Source organism: Burkholderia sp. 572 (assembly GCF_040545135.1).
GTDB lineage: Bacteria > Pseudomonadota > Gammaproteobacteria > Burkholderiales > Burkholderiaceae > Burkholderia > Burkholderia cepacia.
The window spans coordinates 1-17,602 of the sequence record NZ_JBEPLH010000050.1; the positions used below are offsets into that span (position 1 = coordinate 1).

The 17,602-nt window shown below is 68.5% G+C and carries 16 protein-coding genes and 1 pseudogene; 10 read left to right on the forward strand and 7 right to left on the reverse strand.

Annotated elements, in window-relative coordinates; translation table 11 throughout:
- Together ABIC51_RS40495 and ABIC51_RS40500 are read left to right on the forward strand one after the other, a co-directional pair.
- Nucleotides 1–146: pseudogene (locus ABIC51_RS40495) on the forward strand (amino acid ABC transporter ATP-binding protein); the annotation flags it as partial.
- Nucleotides 147–207: 61 nt separating this feature from the next.
- Nucleotides 208–1,110: a LysR substrate-binding domain-containing protein gene (locus ABIC51_RS40500; RefSeq protein WP_060086413.1), complete on the forward strand. Its 903-nt coding sequence runs from the start codon at nt 208–210 to the stop codon at nt 1,108–1,110.
- A 776-nt stretch (nt 1,111–1,886) separates the two neighbouring features.
- Here the strand turns inward: ABIC51_RS40500 and ABIC51_RS40505 are convergent.
- Entirely contained in the window at nt 1,887–2,528 is a 642-nt protein-coding gene (locus tag ABIC51_RS40505; RefSeq protein ID WP_226112614.1) for a TetR/AcrR family transcriptional regulator, read from the reverse strand.
- A 103-nt stretch (nt 2,529–2,631) separates the two neighbouring features.
- On the opposite strand from ABIC51_RS40505, the gene ABIC51_RS40510 reads away from it, so the two are divergent.
- Genes ABIC51_RS40510 through ABIC51_RS40520 form a run of 3 tightly spaced genes read left to right on the forward strand, consistent with a single transcriptional unit; the run spans nt 2,632 to nt 6,090 of the window.
- Nucleotides 2,632–3,534: an SDR family NAD(P)-dependent oxidoreductase gene (locus tag ABIC51_RS40510; RefSeq protein WP_124841101.1), complete on the forward strand. Its 903-nt coding sequence runs from the start codon at nt 2,632–2,634 to the stop codon at nt 3,532–3,534.
- Nucleotides 3,531–5,096 carry a flavin-containing monooxygenase gene (locus tag ABIC51_RS40515; protein ID WP_146252532.1) on the forward strand — a complete coding sequence of 522 codons (1,566 nt, stop codon included), beginning with the start codon at nt 3,531–3,533 and terminating at the stop codon, nt 5,094–5,096. The genes ABIC51_RS40510 and ABIC51_RS40515 overlap by 4 nt, the downstream gene beginning before the upstream one ends.
- A 7-nt stretch (nt 5,097–5,103) precedes the next feature.
- Nucleotides 5,104–6,090, forward strand: a complete 987-nt coding sequence (locus ABIC51_RS40520) for an alpha/beta fold hydrolase (RefSeq protein ID WP_060208223.1) — start codon at nt 5,104–5,106, stop codon at nt 6,088–6,090.
- 72 nt (nt 6,091–6,162) lie between these two features.
- Here the strand turns inward: ABIC51_RS40520 and ABIC51_RS40525 are convergent, their stop codons facing one another.
- Nucleotides 6,163–6,561 carry a carboxymuconolactone decarboxylase family protein gene (locus ABIC51_RS40525; protein ID WP_027790880.1) on the reverse strand — a complete coding sequence of 133 codons (399 nt, stop codon included), beginning with the start codon at nt 6,559–6,561 and terminating at the stop codon, nt 6,163–6,165.
- Between the two features lie 359 nt (nt 6,562–6,920).
- Between ABIC51_RS40525 and ABIC51_RS40530 the strand changes: the two genes are divergently transcribed.
- Together ABIC51_RS40530 and ABIC51_RS40535 are read left to right on the forward strand one after the other, a co-directional pair.
- Entirely contained in the window at nt 6,921–9,062 is a 2,142-nt protein-coding gene (locus ABIC51_RS40530; protein ID WP_175899414.1) for a collagen-like triple helix repeat-containing protein, read from the forward strand.
- Nucleotides 9,063–9,182: 120 nt separating this feature from the next.
- Nucleotides 9,183–10,466 (forward strand): isoprenylcysteine carboxylmethyltransferase family protein, encoded by a 1,284-nt coding sequence (locus tag ABIC51_RS40535; RefSeq protein WP_027790879.1) that lies wholly within the window; start codon nt 9,183–9,185, stop codon nt 10,464–10,466.
- Nucleotides 10,467–10,583: 117 nt separating this feature from the next.
- Here the strand turns inward: ABIC51_RS40535 and cml are convergent, their stop codons facing one another.
- The gene (gene cml / locus ABIC51_RS40540; RefSeq protein ID WP_175899411.1) at nt 10,584–11,816 is read right to left on the reverse strand and encodes a CmlA/FloR family chloramphenicol efflux MFS transporter; all 1,233 of its coding nucleotides are present in this window, start codon (nt 11,814–11,816) and stop codon (nt 10,584–10,586) included.
- Nucleotides 11,817–12,503: 687 nt separating this feature from the next.
- On the opposite strand from cml, the gene ABIC51_RS40545 reads away from it, so the two are divergent.
- Entirely contained in the window at nt 12,504–13,181 is a 678-nt protein-coding gene (locus ABIC51_RS40545) for a hypothetical protein (protein WP_060359723.1), read from the forward strand.
- A gap of 54 nt (nt 13,182–13,235) precedes the next feature.
- Nucleotides 13,236–13,808: an NADPH-dependent FMN reductase gene (locus ABIC51_RS40550; RefSeq protein ID WP_175899410.1), complete on the forward strand. Its 573-nt coding sequence runs from the start codon at nt 13,236–13,238 to the stop codon at nt 13,806–13,808.
- A gap of 79 nt (nt 13,809–13,887) precedes the next feature.
- Here ABIC51_RS40550 and ABIC51_RS40555 read toward each other — a convergent pair whose 3' ends face one another.
- Nucleotides 13,888–14,205, reverse strand: a complete 318-nt coding sequence (locus tag ABIC51_RS40555) for a DUF4148 domain-containing protein (protein WP_124673478.1) — start codon at nt 14,203–14,205, stop codon at nt 13,888–13,890.
- A gap of 238 nt (nt 14,206–14,443) precedes the next feature.
- Between ABIC51_RS40555 and ABIC51_RS40560 the strand changes: the two genes are divergently transcribed.
- A complete protein-coding gene (locus ABIC51_RS40560) occupies nt 14,444–14,947 on the forward strand; it encodes a DM13 domain-containing protein (protein WP_027790874.1) in 504 nt (167 codons plus the stop codon).
- A 34-nt stretch (nt 14,948–14,981) separates the two neighbouring features.
- On the opposite strand, the gene ABIC51_RS40565 is transcribed toward ABIC51_RS40560, so the two are convergent.
- The 3 genes from ABIC51_RS40565 to ABIC51_RS40575 all read right to left on the reverse strand — a co-directional run.
- Nucleotides 14,982–15,605 carry a DUF2894 domain-containing protein gene (locus ABIC51_RS40565; protein ID WP_175899408.1) on the reverse strand — a complete coding sequence of 208 codons (624 nt, stop codon included), beginning with the start codon at nt 15,603–15,605 and terminating at the stop codon, nt 14,982–14,984.
- Nucleotides 15,602–16,246: an OmpA family protein gene (locus ABIC51_RS40570; RefSeq protein ID WP_021163899.1), complete on the reverse strand. Its 645-nt coding sequence runs from the start codon at nt 16,244–16,246 to the stop codon at nt 15,602–15,604. The genes ABIC51_RS40565 and ABIC51_RS40570 overlap by 4 nt, the downstream gene beginning before the upstream one ends.
- 3 nt (nt 16,247–16,249) lie before the next feature.
- On the reverse strand, nt 16,250–17,602 hold a 1,353-nt coding region (locus ABIC51_RS40575), incomplete at its 5' end, for a coiled-coil domain-containing protein (RefSeq protein WP_502916295.1).

The following is a 17,602-nucleotide window of genomic DNA, read 5'->3' on the forward strand; positions in this document are numbered from 1 at the left end:
ACGAGATGGGCTTCGCGAAGAAGGTCGCGCATCGCGTGATCTTCATGGACAAGGGCGCGATCGTCGAGGACGACCGCAAGGACGATTTCTTCTCGCATCCGAAATCGGAACGCGCGAAGGACTTCCTCGCGAAGATCCTGCACTGAACGCTGCCGCGACGCGCCGCACCCGCCCCTTCCGATCGTCCGTTCCATGCCGGCCTTTCCGATGAAACGACTGCCTTCCCTCAACGCGCTGCAGATCTTCGACATCGTCGCCCGCCACGGCAGCTTCACGCGCGCCGCCGAGCAGCTGTGCCTGACGCAGGGTGCGGTGAGCCGGCAGGTCCTCGCGCTGGAGGCGTTCTACCAGTTCCCGCTATTCAAGCGCACGCCAAAGGGACTGACGCTGACGGCGGAAGGCGAGCTGCTGTTACCGACGGTGCGCGAGAGCTTTGCGCGCATCGAAGAGGTATCGATGCGCCTGTCGCGCCGGCGCACCGAGCTCGCGCTGAAGGTGCCGACCTGCATGATGCAGTGGATGTTGCCGCGGATCATGCGGTTTCAGTCCGAGCACCCGGAACTCCAGGTGCAGATCACGACGACCTGGGGCCATCACGTCGATTTCCGCATGGAGCCGTTCGACGCCGCGGTGATCTACGCCCCCGGCGCCGGCCCCGACATGCATGCGATCCCGCTGTTCGAAGAGCGGCTCACGCCGGTATGCTCGCCGGACCTGCTGAACCGGCATCCGCTCTCAAGCGTCGACGACCTGGCCGACCATACGCTGCTGCATCCGACCCGCGATCACCGCGACTGGAAACGGTGGCTCGACCATGCGGGCGCGCCGCACGTCGACTCGACGCGCGGATTGAGCTTCGAGACGCTCGACCTCGCCACCCACGCGGCGATCGACGGCTACGGCATCGCGATCGGCGACCGGACGCTCGTCGACGAAAGCGTGGCGGCGCACCGGCTCGTGACGCCGTTCGACGTGTCGATGCCGACCGGGATGGGCTATTACTTCGTGTATCCGGGCGGCGCCGAGCAGCAGCAGAAGATCCAGCTGTTCGGCGACTGGATCACGGGCGAACGCGAGCGCCAGACCTCCGTTTTCAATCGGCGCGCGTGAGCCGGCTCATCGGCACGGCACGCAAGCGCTTGCGTGCCGCATACCGCCGCCCGGCGCGCCCGACCGGATCCGGCCCGCGCAATGCCGGCAGGCGGCGATTTCCCCTCGCTTCCAGTTCGCTTTCGATCCGCTCCGCAACCGTGAATAAACGAGATTATTGAATCCAAAAAAATCGATATTTTATTTTCGGCTTATCCACTAAACTTTTTCATGGCAATTCGCTGACCTGCGTTTGACGAAGCACTTCAATTCTCCGACTCATTAAATCAATCAAGGAGTTTGAAATGTAAGCTGCCGCAATTTCATCGGGAACCACACCGTCGATTCGTGTCGACGCGGCCAACGGCAACCGGATCACCGAGCACTGCTGCTACGGCCAGGGCCGGCACACGGGCGCGTTCAGCCAGGCAGGCGACAACGTGCCGGCGACGTGCCGGCGGGTCGGCAGCGCCGGCCAGACCAGCGGCGGCACGACGACCGAGTATCGCCGGGACGGTGAAGGCCGAACCGGGGCGGATACACGGGTTCCTGATCGAAGTGCCTGGGCGCTGAGGGTTTCGCGCCATGAACGGCGCAATGCGAACTGCCTTTTTGCATTGCGCCGCCTTTTTAATTTGATCCGGATTGTTTTAACCCGCTCATCGTCACACGCAAACCGAATCAAATCAAAAAAGAGACAATCCAACGTGCCGTGCGCCGTGTAGCAGCTTCTTTATTTTGACTTTGAACCTGCAATTTGCCGGCGGACATGCCGGGAACAACGCGACACCATCCGGTCAGCTTATCTCCCGCAACGTCCCCAACAGCACCTTCCTGCAACTCGCGACCATCTGCGCTTCCGGATCGCGATATTCCGTGAGCAGCCACGCCGCGCCGACGTTCGTCATCGCGCCGACGAGCGCGAGCCCGATCAGCCGCTGCTCGGTGCGCTCCGCGGGCGTCGCCGCTTCGCTCGGCGCGCCGATCGCCATGATCAGCTTGCCGAAGTCGATCAGCATGCGCTGGTAGGTCATGTCGGTGTCCGCGCTCACGCCCATCACCTCGAGCAGCAGCACGCGCGCCGCGCACGGGTCGCGCAGGAACGCGAAGAACGCGGCGAGCCCGGCATCGATGCTCTCGCGCAGATCGCCTCCGCGCTCGGCCACTGCCCGCTCGACTGCCTCGTGCAACTGCTGCGCGTGATGCAGGTAGGTGCAGCGCAGCAAATCCTCGGTGCTGTCGAACGCCGCATAAAAATAGCGATCGTTCAGCTTCGCTTCCTGGCAGATCGACCGTACCGTCGCCTTGCGGAACCCGACCGTGCCGAACACACGCGTCGCCGCGCGAATCAGCGCGTCGCGCCGCTCGGCGGCCCGCACCTCGGGCGCCACGCCGCCATACGAGCGGCCCCGTTTTTCCGTTTCGAGTGCTTTCTCCATTCCGCTATTTGACATCAGGACACCCGAAAACTAAAGTGGTGACGATCAACACCACATTAGACGCGCCGCCGGCACGGGGCAAGCGGAACGGGAGGAGCAACGGATGAACGGGTTTTCCGGCAAGGTCGCCGCGATCACGGGCGCCGGTTCGGGCATGGGCCGCAGCCTCGCGGTCGAGCTTGCGCGGCGTGGCTGCGAGGTCGCGCTCGCCGACGTCAACGAAACCGGGCTCGCCGGCACGGCGGCCGCCTGCGCTCAGCATGGCGTGCGCGTGAGCACGCGGCGGCTCGACGTCGCCGACCGCGATGCGGTGTTCGCGTGGGCCGATTTCGTGCGCGCCGGGCATGGCAAGGTCAACCTGATCTTCAACAACGCGGGCGTGTCGCTGGCCGCCAGCGCCGAGACCGCGGACATCGCCGATCTCGAATGGATCGTCGGCATCAACTTCTGGGGCGTCGTGCACGGCACGCAGGCATTCCTGCCGCACCTGCGCGCGTCGGGCGACGGACACGTCGTCAATACGTCGAGCCTGTTCGGGCTCGTCGCGATGCCGACGCAAAGCGCTTACAACGCGACCAAGTTCGCGGTGCGCGGCTTTACCGAGGCACTGCGGATGGAGCTCGAACTCGACGGCGCGCCGGTGAGCGCGACCTGCGTGCATCCGGGCGGCGTCGCGACGAACATCGTCGACGCGGGCCGCGTCGATACCAGCATCCACGCACTCACGGGTCAGGACGAAGCGACCCATCGCCGCCAGGCGAACCGGCTGATCAACGCGACGACGGCCGACGATGCCGCGCGGCAGATCCTCGCGGGTGTCGAGCGCAATGCGCGCCGCGTGCTCGTCGGCGCCGACGCACGCCGGCTCGACAGGATCGCGCGCCTGCTCGGCGCCGGTTACCAGTGGCTGATGCTGCGCCACGTGCGTCGCGCCCGGGCCCGCAACCTCCGCCCGAAGGAAGCCCCGGCCGCGCTCCCGACCACGCCCACCAAGGACCCGGCATGACCTCGACGACAACCGACCGGCGCGACGCGCCGCCCGCCCCCGGCGACAGCCGCGACCTCGACGTGCTGATCGTCGGTGCCGGCCTGTCCGGCATCGGCGCGGCGTATCACCTGAAGCAGCGCTGCCCGTATGCAAGCGTGGCCATCGTCGAGGCGCGCGATGCGATCGGCGGCACCTGGGACCTGTTCCGCTATCCGGGCGTCCGTTCGGATTCCGACATGTTCACGCTCGGCTACAGCTTCCGCCCGTGGCACAGCGACAAGGCGATCTCCGACGGCCAGACGATCCTCGACTACATCCGCGACACCGCGCGCACCTACGGCATCGACAAGACGATCCGTTACGGCCAGAAAGTCGTCGCGGCCGACTGGGATTCGAACCGCGCGCGCTGGACGGTACGCATCGAGCGCACGCTGGGCGGCACGACCGACACGCTCGTCTACACCTGCCGCTTCCTGTTCATGTGCAGCGGCTACTACGACTACGACGCCGGCTACCTGCCCGACTGGGCCGGGATGGACACGTTCGAAGGCAAGCTCGTGCATCCGCAGCACTGGCCGAAGGACCTGTCGTACGCGAACCGGCGCGTCGTCGTGATCGGCAGCGGCGCGACGGCCGTCACGCTCGTGCCGTCGATGGCGGCCGACGCGCAGCACGTGACGATGCTGCAACGCTCGCCGACCTACATCGTGTCGCTGCCCGCGCGCGACAAGATCGCGAATGCGTTGCGCCGCGTGCTGCCGTCCCGGCTCGCGCACCGGCTCGTGCGCGTGAAGAACGTGCTGCTGACGATTTACCTGTACAACGTGTCGCGCCGCAAGCCCGACCAGACGAAGAAGTTCATCATCCGCGCGGCCAGCAAGCAGCTCGGCCCCGACTTCGACGTCGCGAAGCACCTGACGCCGCGCTACATGCCGTGGGACCAGCGCGTGTGCCTCGTGCCGAACGGCGACCTGTTCAAGTCGATCCGCGCGGGCCGCGCGTCGATCGTCACCGACGAGATCGAGCGCTTCACGCCGACCGGCCTCAAGCTGAAGAGCGGCCAGCAGCTCGACGCGGACGTGATCGTCACCGCGACCGGGCTGAAGGTGAAGATGCTCGGCGGCGCGCGCGTCACGGTCGACGGCCGCGCGGTCGACCTGCCGGAAACCGTGTCGTACAAGGGAATGATGTACAGCGACGTGCCGAACCTCGCGTCGTCGTTCGGCTACACGAACGCGTCGTGGACGCTGAAGGCCGAGCTGATCGCGCGCTACGTATGCCGGCTGCTCAACCACATGCGCGCGAACGACTTCGACACGTGCGTGCCGCGGCTCGGCGCCGGCGAGCTCGGCGACGTGCCGGCCGTCAACCTGAGCTCGGGCTACATCCAGCGCGCGGCCGGCATCCTGCCGAAGCAGGGCCATCGCAAGCCGTGGAAATTCCACCAGAACTACGTGCGCGATCTAGCGTCGCTGAAGTTCAGCGCGCTCGCCGATTCGGCGATGCATTTCGAACGCCGCGCGAAAGCCGGCGCGGCCGCCGCGGCGCCGGTTGCCGAACCCGCACTCGAACCCCGTTGAGGCCGACATGACCCCTACGCTCCATCTGATCCAGAACGTCCTGCTCGGCGTCGTCGCGGCGCTCGCCGCGCTCGCGCTGTTTACCGGCTACGTGGCCCGTCGCGTGACGCGTGCGTTTCCGCCCGAAGGCCGCTTCGTCGACGTCGGCGGCGACCGCATCCACTACGTCGAATACGGTAACGGCCCGCCGATCGTGTTCGTCCACGGGCTCGCCGGGCAACTGCGCAATTTTGCGTACCTGCCGCTCGCGCGGCTCGCGCAGCGGCATCGCGTGATCCTCATCGACCGCCCGGGCGCCGGCCGCTCGTTGCGCGGCGCGGCTTCGCAGGCGAACGTGTTCGCCCAGGCCCGCACGGTCGCCGCGTTCATCGACGCGCTGCGGCTCGACAAGCCCGTGCTGGTCGGCCACTCGCTCGGCGGCGCGATCGCGCTTGCCGTCGGCCTCAACCATGCGGACCGCGTGAGCCGGCTCGCGCTGATCGCGCCGCTGTCGCACCAGCAGACCGAGCCGCCGGCGCCGTTCAAGCCGCTGATGCTGCCCTCGCCGCTCGTGCGCCGCTTCGTGTCGTGGACCTTCGCGATCCCGCTGACGATCCTGACCGGCCGCAAGGCCGTGCGCCAGGTGTTCGCGCCGGAAGACGTGCCGCGCGACTTCCCGGTCAAGGGCGGCGGCCTGCTCGGGATGCGCCCGCACGTGTTCTACGCGACGGCGACCGACCTGCTGTCGGCACCCGTCGACCTGCCCGCGATGGAACGCCGCTACGCGGACCTCGCGCTGCCGGTCGACGTGCTGTACGGCCGCGCCGATCCGATCCTGAACTGGCGCGAGCACGGCGACGCGCTCGCGAAGAAATCGGCGCGCGTGCGGCTGAAGGTCGTCGAGGGCGGGCACATGCTGCCGGTCACGATTCCGGAGGCCACCGCCGACTGGCTGCTCGAAGTCGCCGCCGCCCCGGCCGAGGCGGCACCGCAGGCAGCGCGCGTCGCGCACTGAGCCGGAAACCGGCGAAAACGGCGAAAACGGGCCTGATTCCGCGCCCGCCGTGCAGTCGAAGCGGCGGCGGAATCAGGCTTCGTCGTCGGGCACCGACAGCCCGAGATCCGAGATCACCTCCCGCGCGCTGCGGAATGCCTCGACCGCGGCCGGCGCGCCCGCGTACAGCGCGCTGTGCAGCAACACCTCGCGGATCTCGACGAGGCTCGCGCCGTTGTTGAGCGCGCCGCGAATGTGACCCTTCAGTTCCGTGCCGCGGCCGAGCGCCGCCAGCATCGCGCACGTGCACAGGCTGCGCGTCTTCAGGTCGATCCCGTCCCGCTGCCACGTGCTGCCCCACGCGTGCTCGTTCAGCCAGTTCTGCAGCGGGCGCGAAAAACCGTCGAGGTCGCGCATCGCACGCTCGACGAACGCCTCGCCCATCACGTCGATTCGTCGCGCCTTGCCGTTTTCCCTGTCCTGTTCGCTCATGTCCGGGTCCTGTATGGAGTCGTGGCCGCTTCGGCATCGCCGGCAGCCGGGGATTTCGCGCCATGTTCATCGGGCCGGCGCGTTTCGTCAAAGATGCGGCCCTCGGTTCGAGGCCATCCGCGCAACGCGATATCGAACGCTACGTAACATCGCGCCGCGCGTTACGGCGGCTTACGGGAACATCGCAACCGCCGCGCCCCCGCACCGAGCGTGCCCGTCGCGCGAAAGCGCCGTTACTCCGTTTAAATCGCGCCGATCTTCCCGATTCCTGCAATAAAGCGCGACACCGTTTCGCGAATGCTGTCGTGGCGCGGAATTTGCAGAGGAGGCTTGGACACACTTCCAATGTCGAGGCCAACATGCACACACTCTTCAAGAAGACGACGGTAACGATGGCCGTCTCGTCGCTGCTCGCACTATATGGTTGCGGCTCGGTCGATGGACCGACGACCCCGCCGACGATCAAGCCGAGCACGTCAGGGACGGGCGGCAGCTCGGGGACTTCGGGTACGTCGGGCGGTGGGACGTCGGGGACTTCGGGTGGCGGGACTTCGGGTAGTTCGGGGACTTCGGGTACCTCCGGTACGTCGGGTACTTCCGGCACCTCGGGTACCTCCGGCACCTCGGGTACTTCCGGCACCTCGGGTACCTCCGGCACGTCGGGCACTTCCGGCACCTCGGGCACCTCCGGTACGTCGGGCACTTCCGGTACGTCGGGTACTTCCGGTACGTCGGGTACTTCCGGTACGTCGGGTACTTCCGGTACCTCGGGTACTTCCGGCACTTCGGGTACCTCCGGTACGTCGGGCACTTCCGGTACGTCGGGTACTTCCGGTACGTCAGGCACTTCCGGTACATCGGGTACTTCCGGTACATCGGGTACTTCCGGTACATCGGGTACTTCCGGTACGTCAGGCACTTCCGGTACATCGGGTACTTCCGGCACGTCGGGTACTTCCGGCACGTCGGGCACTTCCGGCACCTCGGGCACCTCCGGTACGTCGGGTACTTCCGGTACGTCGGGTACTTCCGGTACATCGGGTACTTCCGGTACGTCGGGTACTTCCGGCACGTCGGGCACCTCCGGTACGTCGGGCACTTCGGGTACTTCCGGTACGTCGGGCACCTCGGGCACCTCCGGCACTTCCGGCACCGGCGTCACCCCGCTCGGCAATGTCCTCCAGAAATCCGGCAACCTCGTGACGGCAGTCGGTACGACGGTCGCGAACGGCGGCGGCGTGATCGGCGGCGTGCAGATCCCCGGCACGAACCCGACGACGGCCAACAGCGTCGGCAATGCGGTCACGAGCCTCGGCAACGGCGTGCAGGCACTCGGCAACGGCGTCGCGGCCGGCCTCGGCTCGATCGGCGTGTCGGCGAACCCGCTCGGGCCGACGCTGACGTCGACCACCGGCCTGCTGACCGGCGCCGGCGGCGCGGTCAACAACCTCGGCAACGCGGTGAAGAGCCTCGGCTCCGGCCCGCTGTCGCCGCTGTCGCCGGTCACGACGCTCGTCGGCGATCTCGTCAACACCGTGGGCGGCGCCGTCAACTCGACCGCGTCGGGCCTCAACACGGCGCTGAACAGCTCGCCGGTCCAGCAGCTCGAGACGCAGGTCGGCAAGGTGATCAACCCGATCACGAACACGCTGACCGGCGGTGTCACGACGCCGGGCGCCACGCAGACGCTCGGCGGCGTCACGCTGCTCGGCACGCCGCTCAACGGCCTGCTGAGCGCGCTCGGCAACGGCCTCGCCCTCGCCGGCACGAAGGTCGGCGGCGCAACCGGCAACCCGGTCGGCACCGGCCTCGGCGGCGTCGTGGCACAGCTCGGCAACACGGTGACGTCCACCGGCGGCCTCGTCCACGACAACAACGCGGGCAGCTCCAGCAGCGGCACGGGCGGCAGCAACCCGCTCGCCCCGATCACGGGCCTGCTCGGCACGCTGACGGGCGGCCTGGGCGGCGGCAGCTCGAGCGGTTCGGGCGGCACGAGCGGCACGAGCAGCGGCGGCCCGCTCGGACCGGTCACGGGCCTGCTCGGCTCGCTGACGGGTGCGCTCGGCGGCCTCGGTTCGAGCGGCACGAGCGGCACCGGCGGAACGAGTGGCACCAGCGGCACCGGTGGCGCGGGTGTCGGCGGCCTGCTGGCGCCGGTCACCAACCTCGTCAATTCGCTGACGCCGCTCGGCGCCAGCCTTACGGGCACGGTCACGACGCCGGGCGGCAACGTGACGGGCACGCTCGGCGGCCTGCTGTCGAGCGGCCCGGTCGGCACGGTGACAGGTGCGCTGACGACGCCGGCAGGCGCCGCCGGCGCCATCGGCACCGCGAGCCCGGGCGGCGCGGCCGGCACGGCCACGACGCCTGCCGGCGGCGGCTCCGTGGCGGCCGGCCTGACCGGCAGCTCGAACGGCGGTGCCGCGGGCGGCGCCGGCAACCTGCTGTCACCGGTGACGAACCTCCTCGGCGGTCTGCTGGGCGGCGGCACCAAGAAGTAACGCTTTACCTATCAGAACCACAGGCCAATGGCCGGGCGCGCATCCATACAAAGCCCGGCCGATGGCCGGCGTCACCCGCCAAGCGGGGGCGCCGGCCTTCACCCGTACGAGGATCCGATCATGAACTCCACGCTTGACGGCATCGCCGCGGTCCAGGACCGCCCACCCCGTTCCGCCACGCCCCTGCGCGCCGGCCTGCTCGGCATCGCCGCCGGACTGTTCGCGCTGTGGATCACGCGCGGCCAGCCGACTTTCGATGCAGCCACGCGCGCGGTCATCGCCAGCCTCGCGATCATCGGCACGATCGCGCTGCACGAAATCTTCATCTCGCGCGTCTACCTGCGCCCGAGCGCGGGCCTGTCGCGGCAGGCCGTCCGCCCGCTCGGCATCGCGCGCGTCGCGACGCGGCTCGGCGCGCTGGCGTCGATCTATGCGGGCATCGGCGCGATCTACTGGCTGCTGCCCGAATACCACGGCGCGTTCTACCGGCCGTTCTGGTCGCTGCTGCGCTCGCTCGCGCCGTACGTGATCGTCGCCGCGCCGTTCTACTTCGCGTGGATGGATCGCCACCAGCGCGAGACCGACGACGCGTACCTGCTGTGGGGCCGCTTCCTGTTCCGCCGCGAGCAGCCCGCGAGCTGGAAGCCGGTGCGCGAAATGCTGGCCGGCTGGGGCGTGAAGGCGTTCTTCCTGCCGCTGATGACCGTCTACCTGTCGAAGGACGCCGATCACCTGACCGCGTCGCTCGCGAACGCGATGCACGCGCCGGCGACGATCGCGACCTTCATGTTCATGTACGACCTGTCGTTCACGATGGACCTGATGTTCGGCACCGTCGGCTACCTGTGCACGTTCCGCATCCTCGACAGCCACGTGCGCACCGTCGAGCCGACGACGCTCGGCTGGGTAGCCGCGCTGATGTGCTACCAGCCGTTCTGGTCGCTGTTCTCGAACAACTACATCCGCTACGAAGGCACGTTGTTCTGGGACAACTGGCTGCTGTCGGCCCCGACGCTGCGCGTGATCTGGGGCACGGTGATCATCCTGCTGCTGCTGACCTACGCGCTGTGCACGATCTCGTTCGGGTTGCGTTTCTCGAACCTCACCAACCGCGGGATCATCACGTCGGGCCCGTACCGCTTCACGAAGCATCCGGCGTACATCACGAAGAACCTGTCGTACTGGATGGTGTCGGTGCCGTTCGTCGAGCCGCTCGGCTGGCAGGTCGGGCTCATGCACTGCGCGGGGCTCGTCGCGGTCAACCTGATCTACTACACGCGGGCGAAGACCGAGGAACGGCACCTGATGCGCGACCCCGACTATCGCGCGTATGCCGAATGGATCGCGCAGCACGGGTTGTTCGCGCGGATGAGGCAGGCGTTCGGGCAGCGCGCGCCGGCCTGACACGGCGGCACAAGGCGGGGCCTGCTGGCCCGCCCACGGTTGACGGCACCGGCCGCGCGCCCGCGACTCCGCCGGAGCGCCGCGCCGCCGGAAATCGCCGTGCTTCGCCGCGCGCGCTCAGTCGAAACCGACGCCACGAGCGCGCCCGTCATGCAGATGGCCGGTCGCACGCGTCAGCCTCCTGATCGAGACGAAGCTCGCGAAGCCCATGCCGAAGCAGCAAGCCGCCAGCGGCCACGCGGTAGCCCCGTCGAACACCAACGTCGCAAGCGTGCCCACGCCGGTGACGATCACGCTCTGCACCGCGTAATAAAGCGCCACTGCCTTGCCGGCGACATCGCCGAAATCGCGCAGCGCACCGTTTGCCGTCACCGCCGACATCAGCACGATGCCGACCGCAACCAGCCACATCGGCATCACGAACGTCGCAAACGACGGCTTCGTCGGGATCGTGCCGAGCGCCAGCACGATCGCGCCCGCCATCATCGCGACCGCGCCTCGCGCCACGCAGCCCGCCTCGCCCCACTTCGACACGAATCTCCCGGCGAAGCGCGAGACGACGACCATGACGATCGCGACAGTCGCAAAGGCCACGCTGAACGACACGCGCGAGTAACCGGCCACACCGACCAGCACGCGCGGCGCGGTCGAGAAGAACACGAAGAACGCGCCCATCGAGGCCGCAAACGCGAGCGTGTGAACCCGGAACGGCCGGCTGCCGAGAATCGATGCGACGGACGGCCCCTGCCGGTTTGCCGTCCGCGGACGCGTCTCGTGCCAGCGCGGCCACGCGCGCCCGCATGCCAGCAGCCCCAGCAGGCCGAGCATCGCGAAGATCGCGCGCCATCCGCAGGCCGTCGCGATTGCCGCGCCCAGCAGCGGGCCCAACGCCGGCACGAACGCCAGCATCGCGCCGAACTGGCTGTAGATGATGCGGCCTTCGGGGCGGTCGGCATAGACATCGCGAACGGTCGCGAACGTGGCGACGAGCGCCGCCGACGCGCCCAGCGCCTGCAGCGCGCGCAGCACGACGAACAGGCCGCCGCTGGTGGTGATCGCAAGCGCCAGGGAAGCCGCCGAAAAACACAGCGCGCCGCCCAGCATCACCGGCCGTCTGCCGATGCGATCCGATAACGGGCCGAAGATCATCTGGCCCAGGCCGAGGACGACCATGTAGACGCTCAGCGTCAACTGGACGACGGCCGGCGACGTGCCGAGCGCGGACGGCATGTCCGGGATCACCGGCAGGTACACGTCCATCGCCAGCGAAGCGAGGAGATCGAAAGGGGCCATCAGCAGGAGCGCCGACGGCAACGAATGGGCCCACACGGGCGTGGATTGTTCAGGCATGACAAGGCATCCGCTCAGAAAGGGAAATCTGGCGGCGATCTGCCTGGTCAGCGATGGACAACGGGAGATCGCCGCAACGACCGGTTAACGAAGGTCGTTGCGGCTCAGCGATCCGTGGACGGGCCAGCTCCCATGGAGGAATCCTTGCGTGGTGCGTTTTGCGTTGACCGTGCAGTGTAGTCGGTTCGCCAGGCCGGCACCAGCCGGGCGCGCGGTGCACGGCAGCGACTGTCCGGCTCGCCCGCCGCTCAGGCTACGGCACGCGCCCATGCGGCCAATTGTCGCGAAACGATGCGATTCTCCGCGTTTCGTCGCTTTTCTCCATCGATACGATTGCCCGCTCCCGGCGCCTCGCGTATGGTGCTGGCCGTCCGCGCCCGATCGGTCGCCCGGACACCCGACCGTCGTCGCGCACGACGGCCGCGCGGGCCGTGCCCGCCGTCACCGTCTCCGCGGCACCGCCCTTCGGCGCCGCGCATTCATGAGGAGAGAGACGTGATTCACAAAGTCCTGATCCTGTTCGCACCCTGCGTCGCGGGCCTCGCCGCGATCGCCGCCGGTTTCCAGCACATCCCCAGCTGATTCGCGGCCCCGGCTCGCTTCGCCGAGCCCGGGGGCCGCACCCATTCCTCTCCCCTCTTGCGATGAACCACTTTCTCGGACCGCCCGGGACGGGCGCCTTTTGCCATGCGCATCGACGTACAGCATTCCCAGCACGACATCGACGATGAACTCGACTCGCTCTACGCACGCCTGCACCAGCCGGGCCATCGCCTGCACGGCCTGCCGGCCGTCGCGCTCGGCCGCTCCGGCCTGATCGTCCGCCACCGCGAGGCCGACGGCGAATACTTCCTGTACGTCGAGGATCCGGCCGCGCGCCAGCTCGCCGGCTATACGGTATTCAACCGCCTGCCCGAAATCCCCCGTCGCGCCGACCGCTACCTGCGCGCGCCGCACACGCGGCTGCGCGGATCCGCGCAACGCAAGGGCCTCGCGACGACGCTGTATCGCTGGGGACTCGACGCCGGCCTGTGCCTGATCAGCGGGGCACGTCAGTCGATCGGCGCGGCGCAGCTGTGGACCGCGCTGGCCCATGACTATCGACACGGCTTCGTCGACATCGAAGGCCGCGCGCTGCGCTATCTCGGCGAAGCCGTTGCCGACGACGTGCACGGCGCGCTGCATACGCGTCGTCTGCTGCTCGGCAACGGGTGGGAAATCGGCGCATTCGCACGCGCGGCCGGGATGGCCGACGTCGTTGCCGCAGCGTGTCGCCACCCGGGATTTCCGCGGGAAAGGCGCGAACCGCACCGCTTGCACGGGAGCGCCCAAGCGCGTCACTCCACCCGTGCGCCGATGCGATAATCCGTCGGGCCGGCGCGCCCCCCTCGCGCAAACCACTCAACGACACGCTCCTCGATGGCTACCGAACTCCAACCCGATTCCGAGCGCCGCATCGACATCGTCGCGTTATGCGGCAGCCTGCGTGCGCAGTCGTATAACGCGGCGCTGCTGGATGCGGCGGCACGCGTCGCGCCGCCCGGGACGCACATCACGCGCTTCGATCGCCTCGGCGAATTTCCGCTGTTCAACCCCGACGCGGAATATCCGTCGCCCGCCGCGGTACGCGACCTGATCGATCGCCTGAACGCCGCCGACGGCGTGCTGATCGCGAGCCCGGAATACGCACACGGCGTGACCGGCGTGATGAAGAACGCGCTCGACTGGGTCGTGGGATGCGAAGCGTTCGTGTACAAGCCGGTCGCGGTGCTGAACGCATCGCCGCGCGCGACGCATGCGGACGCGGCGCTGCGGGAAACGCTGTCGGTGATGTCGGCGCGCATCGTCGAGCGCGCGTCGATCACGCTCCCGATCCTCGGCAGCCAGCTCGACGCGGCCGGCATCGCCGCGCATCCGCCGTTCGCGGCGGCGCTGGTCGAGGCGTTGCACGCGTTCGGCGCGGAGATTGCCGAAGGCACGCCAGCACGCTGACGTTGCGTAACCTGAAGTCCATCGCAGTCCGGATTAATCGGACGCCGCGCCCATCGACGGGCGCAACGTCCGGCACGGATCATCGTCCGCGATAGATCGGTCTGTCGGCCGCCATCGAACCCGATTCGCTCGCGGCCGGTGCCGCCATTCCGTATCCGCTGGTATCGGCCGCCGACGTGCCGGTCGAACCGACCTTCTTCAGCGCCTCCGCCAGCCGCGCCGGATAGTACGGGTCTTCGCCGTTCTGGCGGTAGCCGGCCGCACGCAGGGCGGCCAGTTCGGCCTTCACCTCCGCGCGCGTCACGGTGGACTGCGGCGCGGCCCACGCGGAAACGGAAACGAAAGCGGAAGCGGTCGCGGCAACCGTCGCGAGAACATACAGAGCAAGCTTGTTCATCTGATCTCTCCTGAGCATCGACGATGTTGTCGACGGAGAGTGAGTCGCGCCGCGTGCGCAAAGATGACACTCGCCGAAGAAGAAATCCGGCGTCGCGTCACGGTGCAGGTGCCACGCGGCACGCCGGCAGGAACGGCGTGTTGAACGAAAACCCGATCGGCTGTCAGATTCCGCCGGCTCGCGCGACTACCGGCATGTGGCCCGGCGCCACCCTCCGTTTTCGTTCAAAGGGTCCGACATGAAAACCAGAATCTGGATACTGATCGCGTCGCATCTCGCGACGGGCCTCGCGGCGTTCGCCGCGGGCATCTACGTCCTGCCGATCCTCACGGCGACGGAAGGCGCAAGCGCCGTCGAACTGCAAGTGGCCGCGGAAAACGCGCGCCATACCGGCCGCTTCGAACGCAACCTGCCGGGCAGCGACGCGCTGCACTGGGCGGACGGCAAGCTGACCGTCACCGATTCGTCGATCGCGTTCGAGGGCGACATCGCACCGGGCCCCGACTACAAGCTCTATCTCGTGCCGGCCTTCGTCGACACGCGAGCGTCGTTCCTCGCGATCAAGGCGCGCGCCGTACGCGTGGGCGACCTGAAGACATTCGGCAATTTCGTCGTGGCGCTTCCCGACGACGTGAATCCCGCGCAATACACGTCGGTCGTGATCTGGTGCGAACGCTTCTCGAAATTCATCAGCGCGGCCCGCTATCAAAGCGCGCCGGCGTCGGGCCTGACGTCGATGTGACCGGCGCGCGGCGGCAACGGTGCGTGCTCGCGCGCTACCGGGTCTTCGCGCGCGCGCTCTTCCTCACCGTCTTCGCGCGCGGGGCTTCCTTCTCGGGCTGCGCGCCGCCGCCGGCGAGATCCTCGAGCCACGCGAGCGCATCGACGTACGACAGGAACTGCTGCAGATATTCCGGCGACAGCTCGCGCATCGTCGCGAGCGACCGGTGCACGAGGCTGTTCGAATTGAGCGGCCCCGCGTTGCGCGGCACCTGGTCGAGCGACTGGCGGTACTGCTGTTCGGTGCGGACCTTCGACCACATCGTGCGGAAGTAGTCGACCAGCTCCGGATCGAGCCCGCGCCGGTCGGCCTGCGCATCGCGGCCGAGCCGTTCGACGAGCGCCGCCAGCGACGGGCCGCGTCCGGCCGCACCATCGGCGGCTTGCGCGGTGTCGCCCGCGGCAGCCTTCGCTTCGTCGGCCCGCGCGACGACCGCCGCGAAGCCTTCGATCAGCGTGGCGAGCCGCGCGTCGAGCAGCCCGCGCGCGTTGCCTTCGAGCGCAGCCGCACGCCGCTCGAGCGCGTCGATCCGGAGAAAGCGCACGGGGTCGAGCCGGTCGGCGCCCTGCTCGCGCCATGCGTCGAGTGTCGCGCGAACATGCGTCGCGTCGTCGGTCACTTCGCGTTCCCTCCGTTCGATGCCGACTTGCGCGGCACCGGCGCGATCTCCACGCGACGGTTCTTCGCGCGGCCTTCATCGTCCGCATTCGAGCTGACCGGCTGTTCCGAGCCGAACGCGGCCGCGAACACCGACGACGCCGGCACGCCGGCGTCGATCATCGCGCGCGTGACCGTCAACGCGCGCTTGGCCGACAGTTCCCAGTTGTCCGCGAACTGGCGGTTGCCGGCATGCACCTGCTGGTCGTCGGCGAAGCCGCTGATCATCAGGATCTCGTCGCGTGTCTTCAGGTAGGCGGCGAGCGGTGCGGCCAGCGTCTTCAGCAGGTCGCGGCCGGCGGGCTGCAACTGGTCGGAGTTCAGCGCGAACAGCACGTTGCCGCTGATGCCGATGCGTCCGTTCACGAGCGTCACGCGGCCGGCCGCGAGCGGCCCGGCGAGCGCCTGCTCGAGCGACTTGCGCTGCTGCGCTTCCTGCTGGCGCGCGCGCACGGCTTCCTCGAGCTTCGACGTGAGCTGCAACTGCATGCCGATCACGCCGACGAGGATCAGCACGAACGCGCCGAGCAGCACCGACATCAGGTCGGCGAACGCGGGCCACACCGGCGCGGAGGACGCGCCGCCGTCGATTTCGTCGTGCATGCGTTACGCTCCGACGGACGCCCGCCGGCCGGCGAGCTGCTGCAGGTCTTCGACGATCTGCTTCTGCGACATCATGCTCAGGTCGATCACCTCGCGCGCCTGCGCGACGTAGTATTCGAGCTGCTCGTCGCTGCGCGCGAGCGACTTCTCGAGCGCGGCCTCGATGCGTTGCAGATGGGTCAGCAGCTTGTCGTTCGACTCGCCGAACACCTGCACGGCCATCCCGAACGCGTCGCCGAGGCTCGCGACTTCGACCGCGCCCGCCGTAACTTGCGCGGCCACCGAGTCGAGCTTGCGCGTTTCGGCGTCGACGGTGTCGTTGAAGCGTGCCCCGACGCGGTCGAGCAGGTCGGCCGACGTGCTGACGAGCGCGTCGATCGCGGTGCGCTGTTCGGTCGACGCGTGATTGACCGCGCCGAGCAGCGTTTCGAGCGTCGCGAGCAGGCGGCTGCGTTCCTCGAGCATCGCGGTGTCGTGTAACAGGCTGTCGGACAGGCGCTGGCGCAGCTCGGCGACGACGTCGGCCGCGGCCTTCGGCGCCTCCGACGCAGCCTGCACGAGGCGCGCGATCTCGTTGATCGTGTCGCTCGCATGCACCTGCGCCTGCGCGGTGATGTCGTTCGCGGTGCGGGCCAGCGTGTCGCAGATGTCCTGCTGGCGCGTCGCGGCCTGCGCGCTCGTGTGCGCCCATTCGTCGCGCAGCGCGGCCGCCATCGCGGCGAGCGAGTCGTTCCACGCGGCGAGGCGTTGTTCGTCGCGGGCGGCCAGTTGCGTCTGCAAGCCCGTGTGCGAATCGCGGATCGTCGACAGCAGGTCATTCGAGCGCTGTTCGAAGGTCGAAGCCTGCGCGGTCAGGTCGCGCGTCGTTTGCGCCAGTGCGTCGCAGATTTCCTGCTGACGGCCCGCGCTGTGTACCCCCGCACGCTGCCATTCGTCGCCGAGCTTCGCGGCCATCGCGGCCAGCGATTCGTTCCACGCGGTGAGACGTTCCTCGTCGCGCGCCGCCAGTTGCGTCTGCAGGCCCGTGTGCGACTCGCGAATCGTCGACAGCAGGTCGTTCGAGCGCTGTTCGAAAGCCGAAGCCTGTGCGGTCAGGTCGCGCGTCGTTTGCGCGAGTGCGTCGCAGATTTCCTGCTGACGGCCCGCGCTATGCACGCCTGCGCGTTGCCATTCGTCGCCGAGCTTCGCGGCCATCGCGGCCAGCGATTCGTTCCACGCGGCGAGGCGTTGTTCGTCGCGCGCCGCCAGTTGCGCCTGCAAACCCGTGTGCGACTCGCGAATCGTCGACAGCAGGTCGTTCGAGCGCTGTTCGAAAGCCGAAGCCTGCGCGGACAGGTCGCGCGTCGTTTGCGCCAG

Bases quoted from the DNA above. Each gene is read 5' to 3' on its own strand.
- ABIC51_RS40500 (WP_060086413.1), top strand. From the start codon at position 208: ATGAAACGACTGCCTTCCCTCAACGCGCTGCAGATCTTCGACATCGTC.
- ABIC51_RS40505 (WP_226112614.1), bottom strand. From the start codon at position 2,528: ATGGAGAAAGCACTCGAAACGGAAAAACGGGGCCGCTCGTATGGCGGC.
- ABIC51_RS40510 (WP_124841101.1), top strand. From the start codon at position 2,632: ATGAACGGGTTTTCCGGCAAGGTCGCCGCGATCACGGGCGCCGGTTCG.
- ABIC51_RS40515 (WP_146252532.1), top strand. From the start codon at position 3,531: ATGACCTCGACGACAACCGACCGGCGCGACGCGCCGCCCGCCCCCGGC.
- ABIC51_RS40520 (WP_060208223.1), top strand. From the start codon at position 5,104: ATGACCCCTACGCTCCATCTGATCCAGAACGTCCTGCTCGGCGTCGTC.
- ABIC51_RS40525 (WP_027790880.1), bottom strand. From the start codon at position 6,561: ATGAGCGAACAGGACAGGGAAAACGGCAAGGCGCGACGAATCGACGTG.
- ABIC51_RS40530 (WP_175899414.1), top strand. From the start codon at position 6,921: ATGCACACACTCTTCAAGAAGACGACGGTAACGATGGCCGTCTCGTCG.
- ABIC51_RS40535 (WP_027790879.1), top strand. From the start codon at position 9,183: ATGAACTCCACGCTTGACGGCATCGCCGCGGTCCAGGACCGCCCACCC.
- cml (WP_175899411.1), bottom strand. From the start codon at position 11,816: ATGCCTGAACAATCCACGCCCGTGTGGGCCCATTCGTTGCCGTCGGCG.
- ABIC51_RS40545 (WP_060359723.1), top strand. From the start codon at position 12,504: ATGCGCATCGACGTACAGCATTCCCAGCACGACATCGACGATGAACTC.
- ABIC51_RS40550 (WP_175899410.1), top strand. From the start codon at position 13,236: ATGGCTACCGAACTCCAACCCGATTCCGAGCGCCGCATCGACATCGTC.
- ABIC51_RS40555 (WP_124673478.1), bottom strand. From the start codon at position 14,205: ATGAACAAGCTTGCTCTGTATGTTCTCGCGACGGTTGCCGCGACCGCT.
- ABIC51_RS40560 (WP_027790874.1), top strand. From the start codon at position 14,444: ATGAAAACCAGAATCTGGATACTGATCGCGTCGCATCTCGCGACGGGC.
- ABIC51_RS40570 (WP_021163899.1), bottom strand. From the start codon at position 16,246: ATGCACGACGAAATCGACGGCGGCGCGTCCTCCGCGCCGGTGTGGCCC.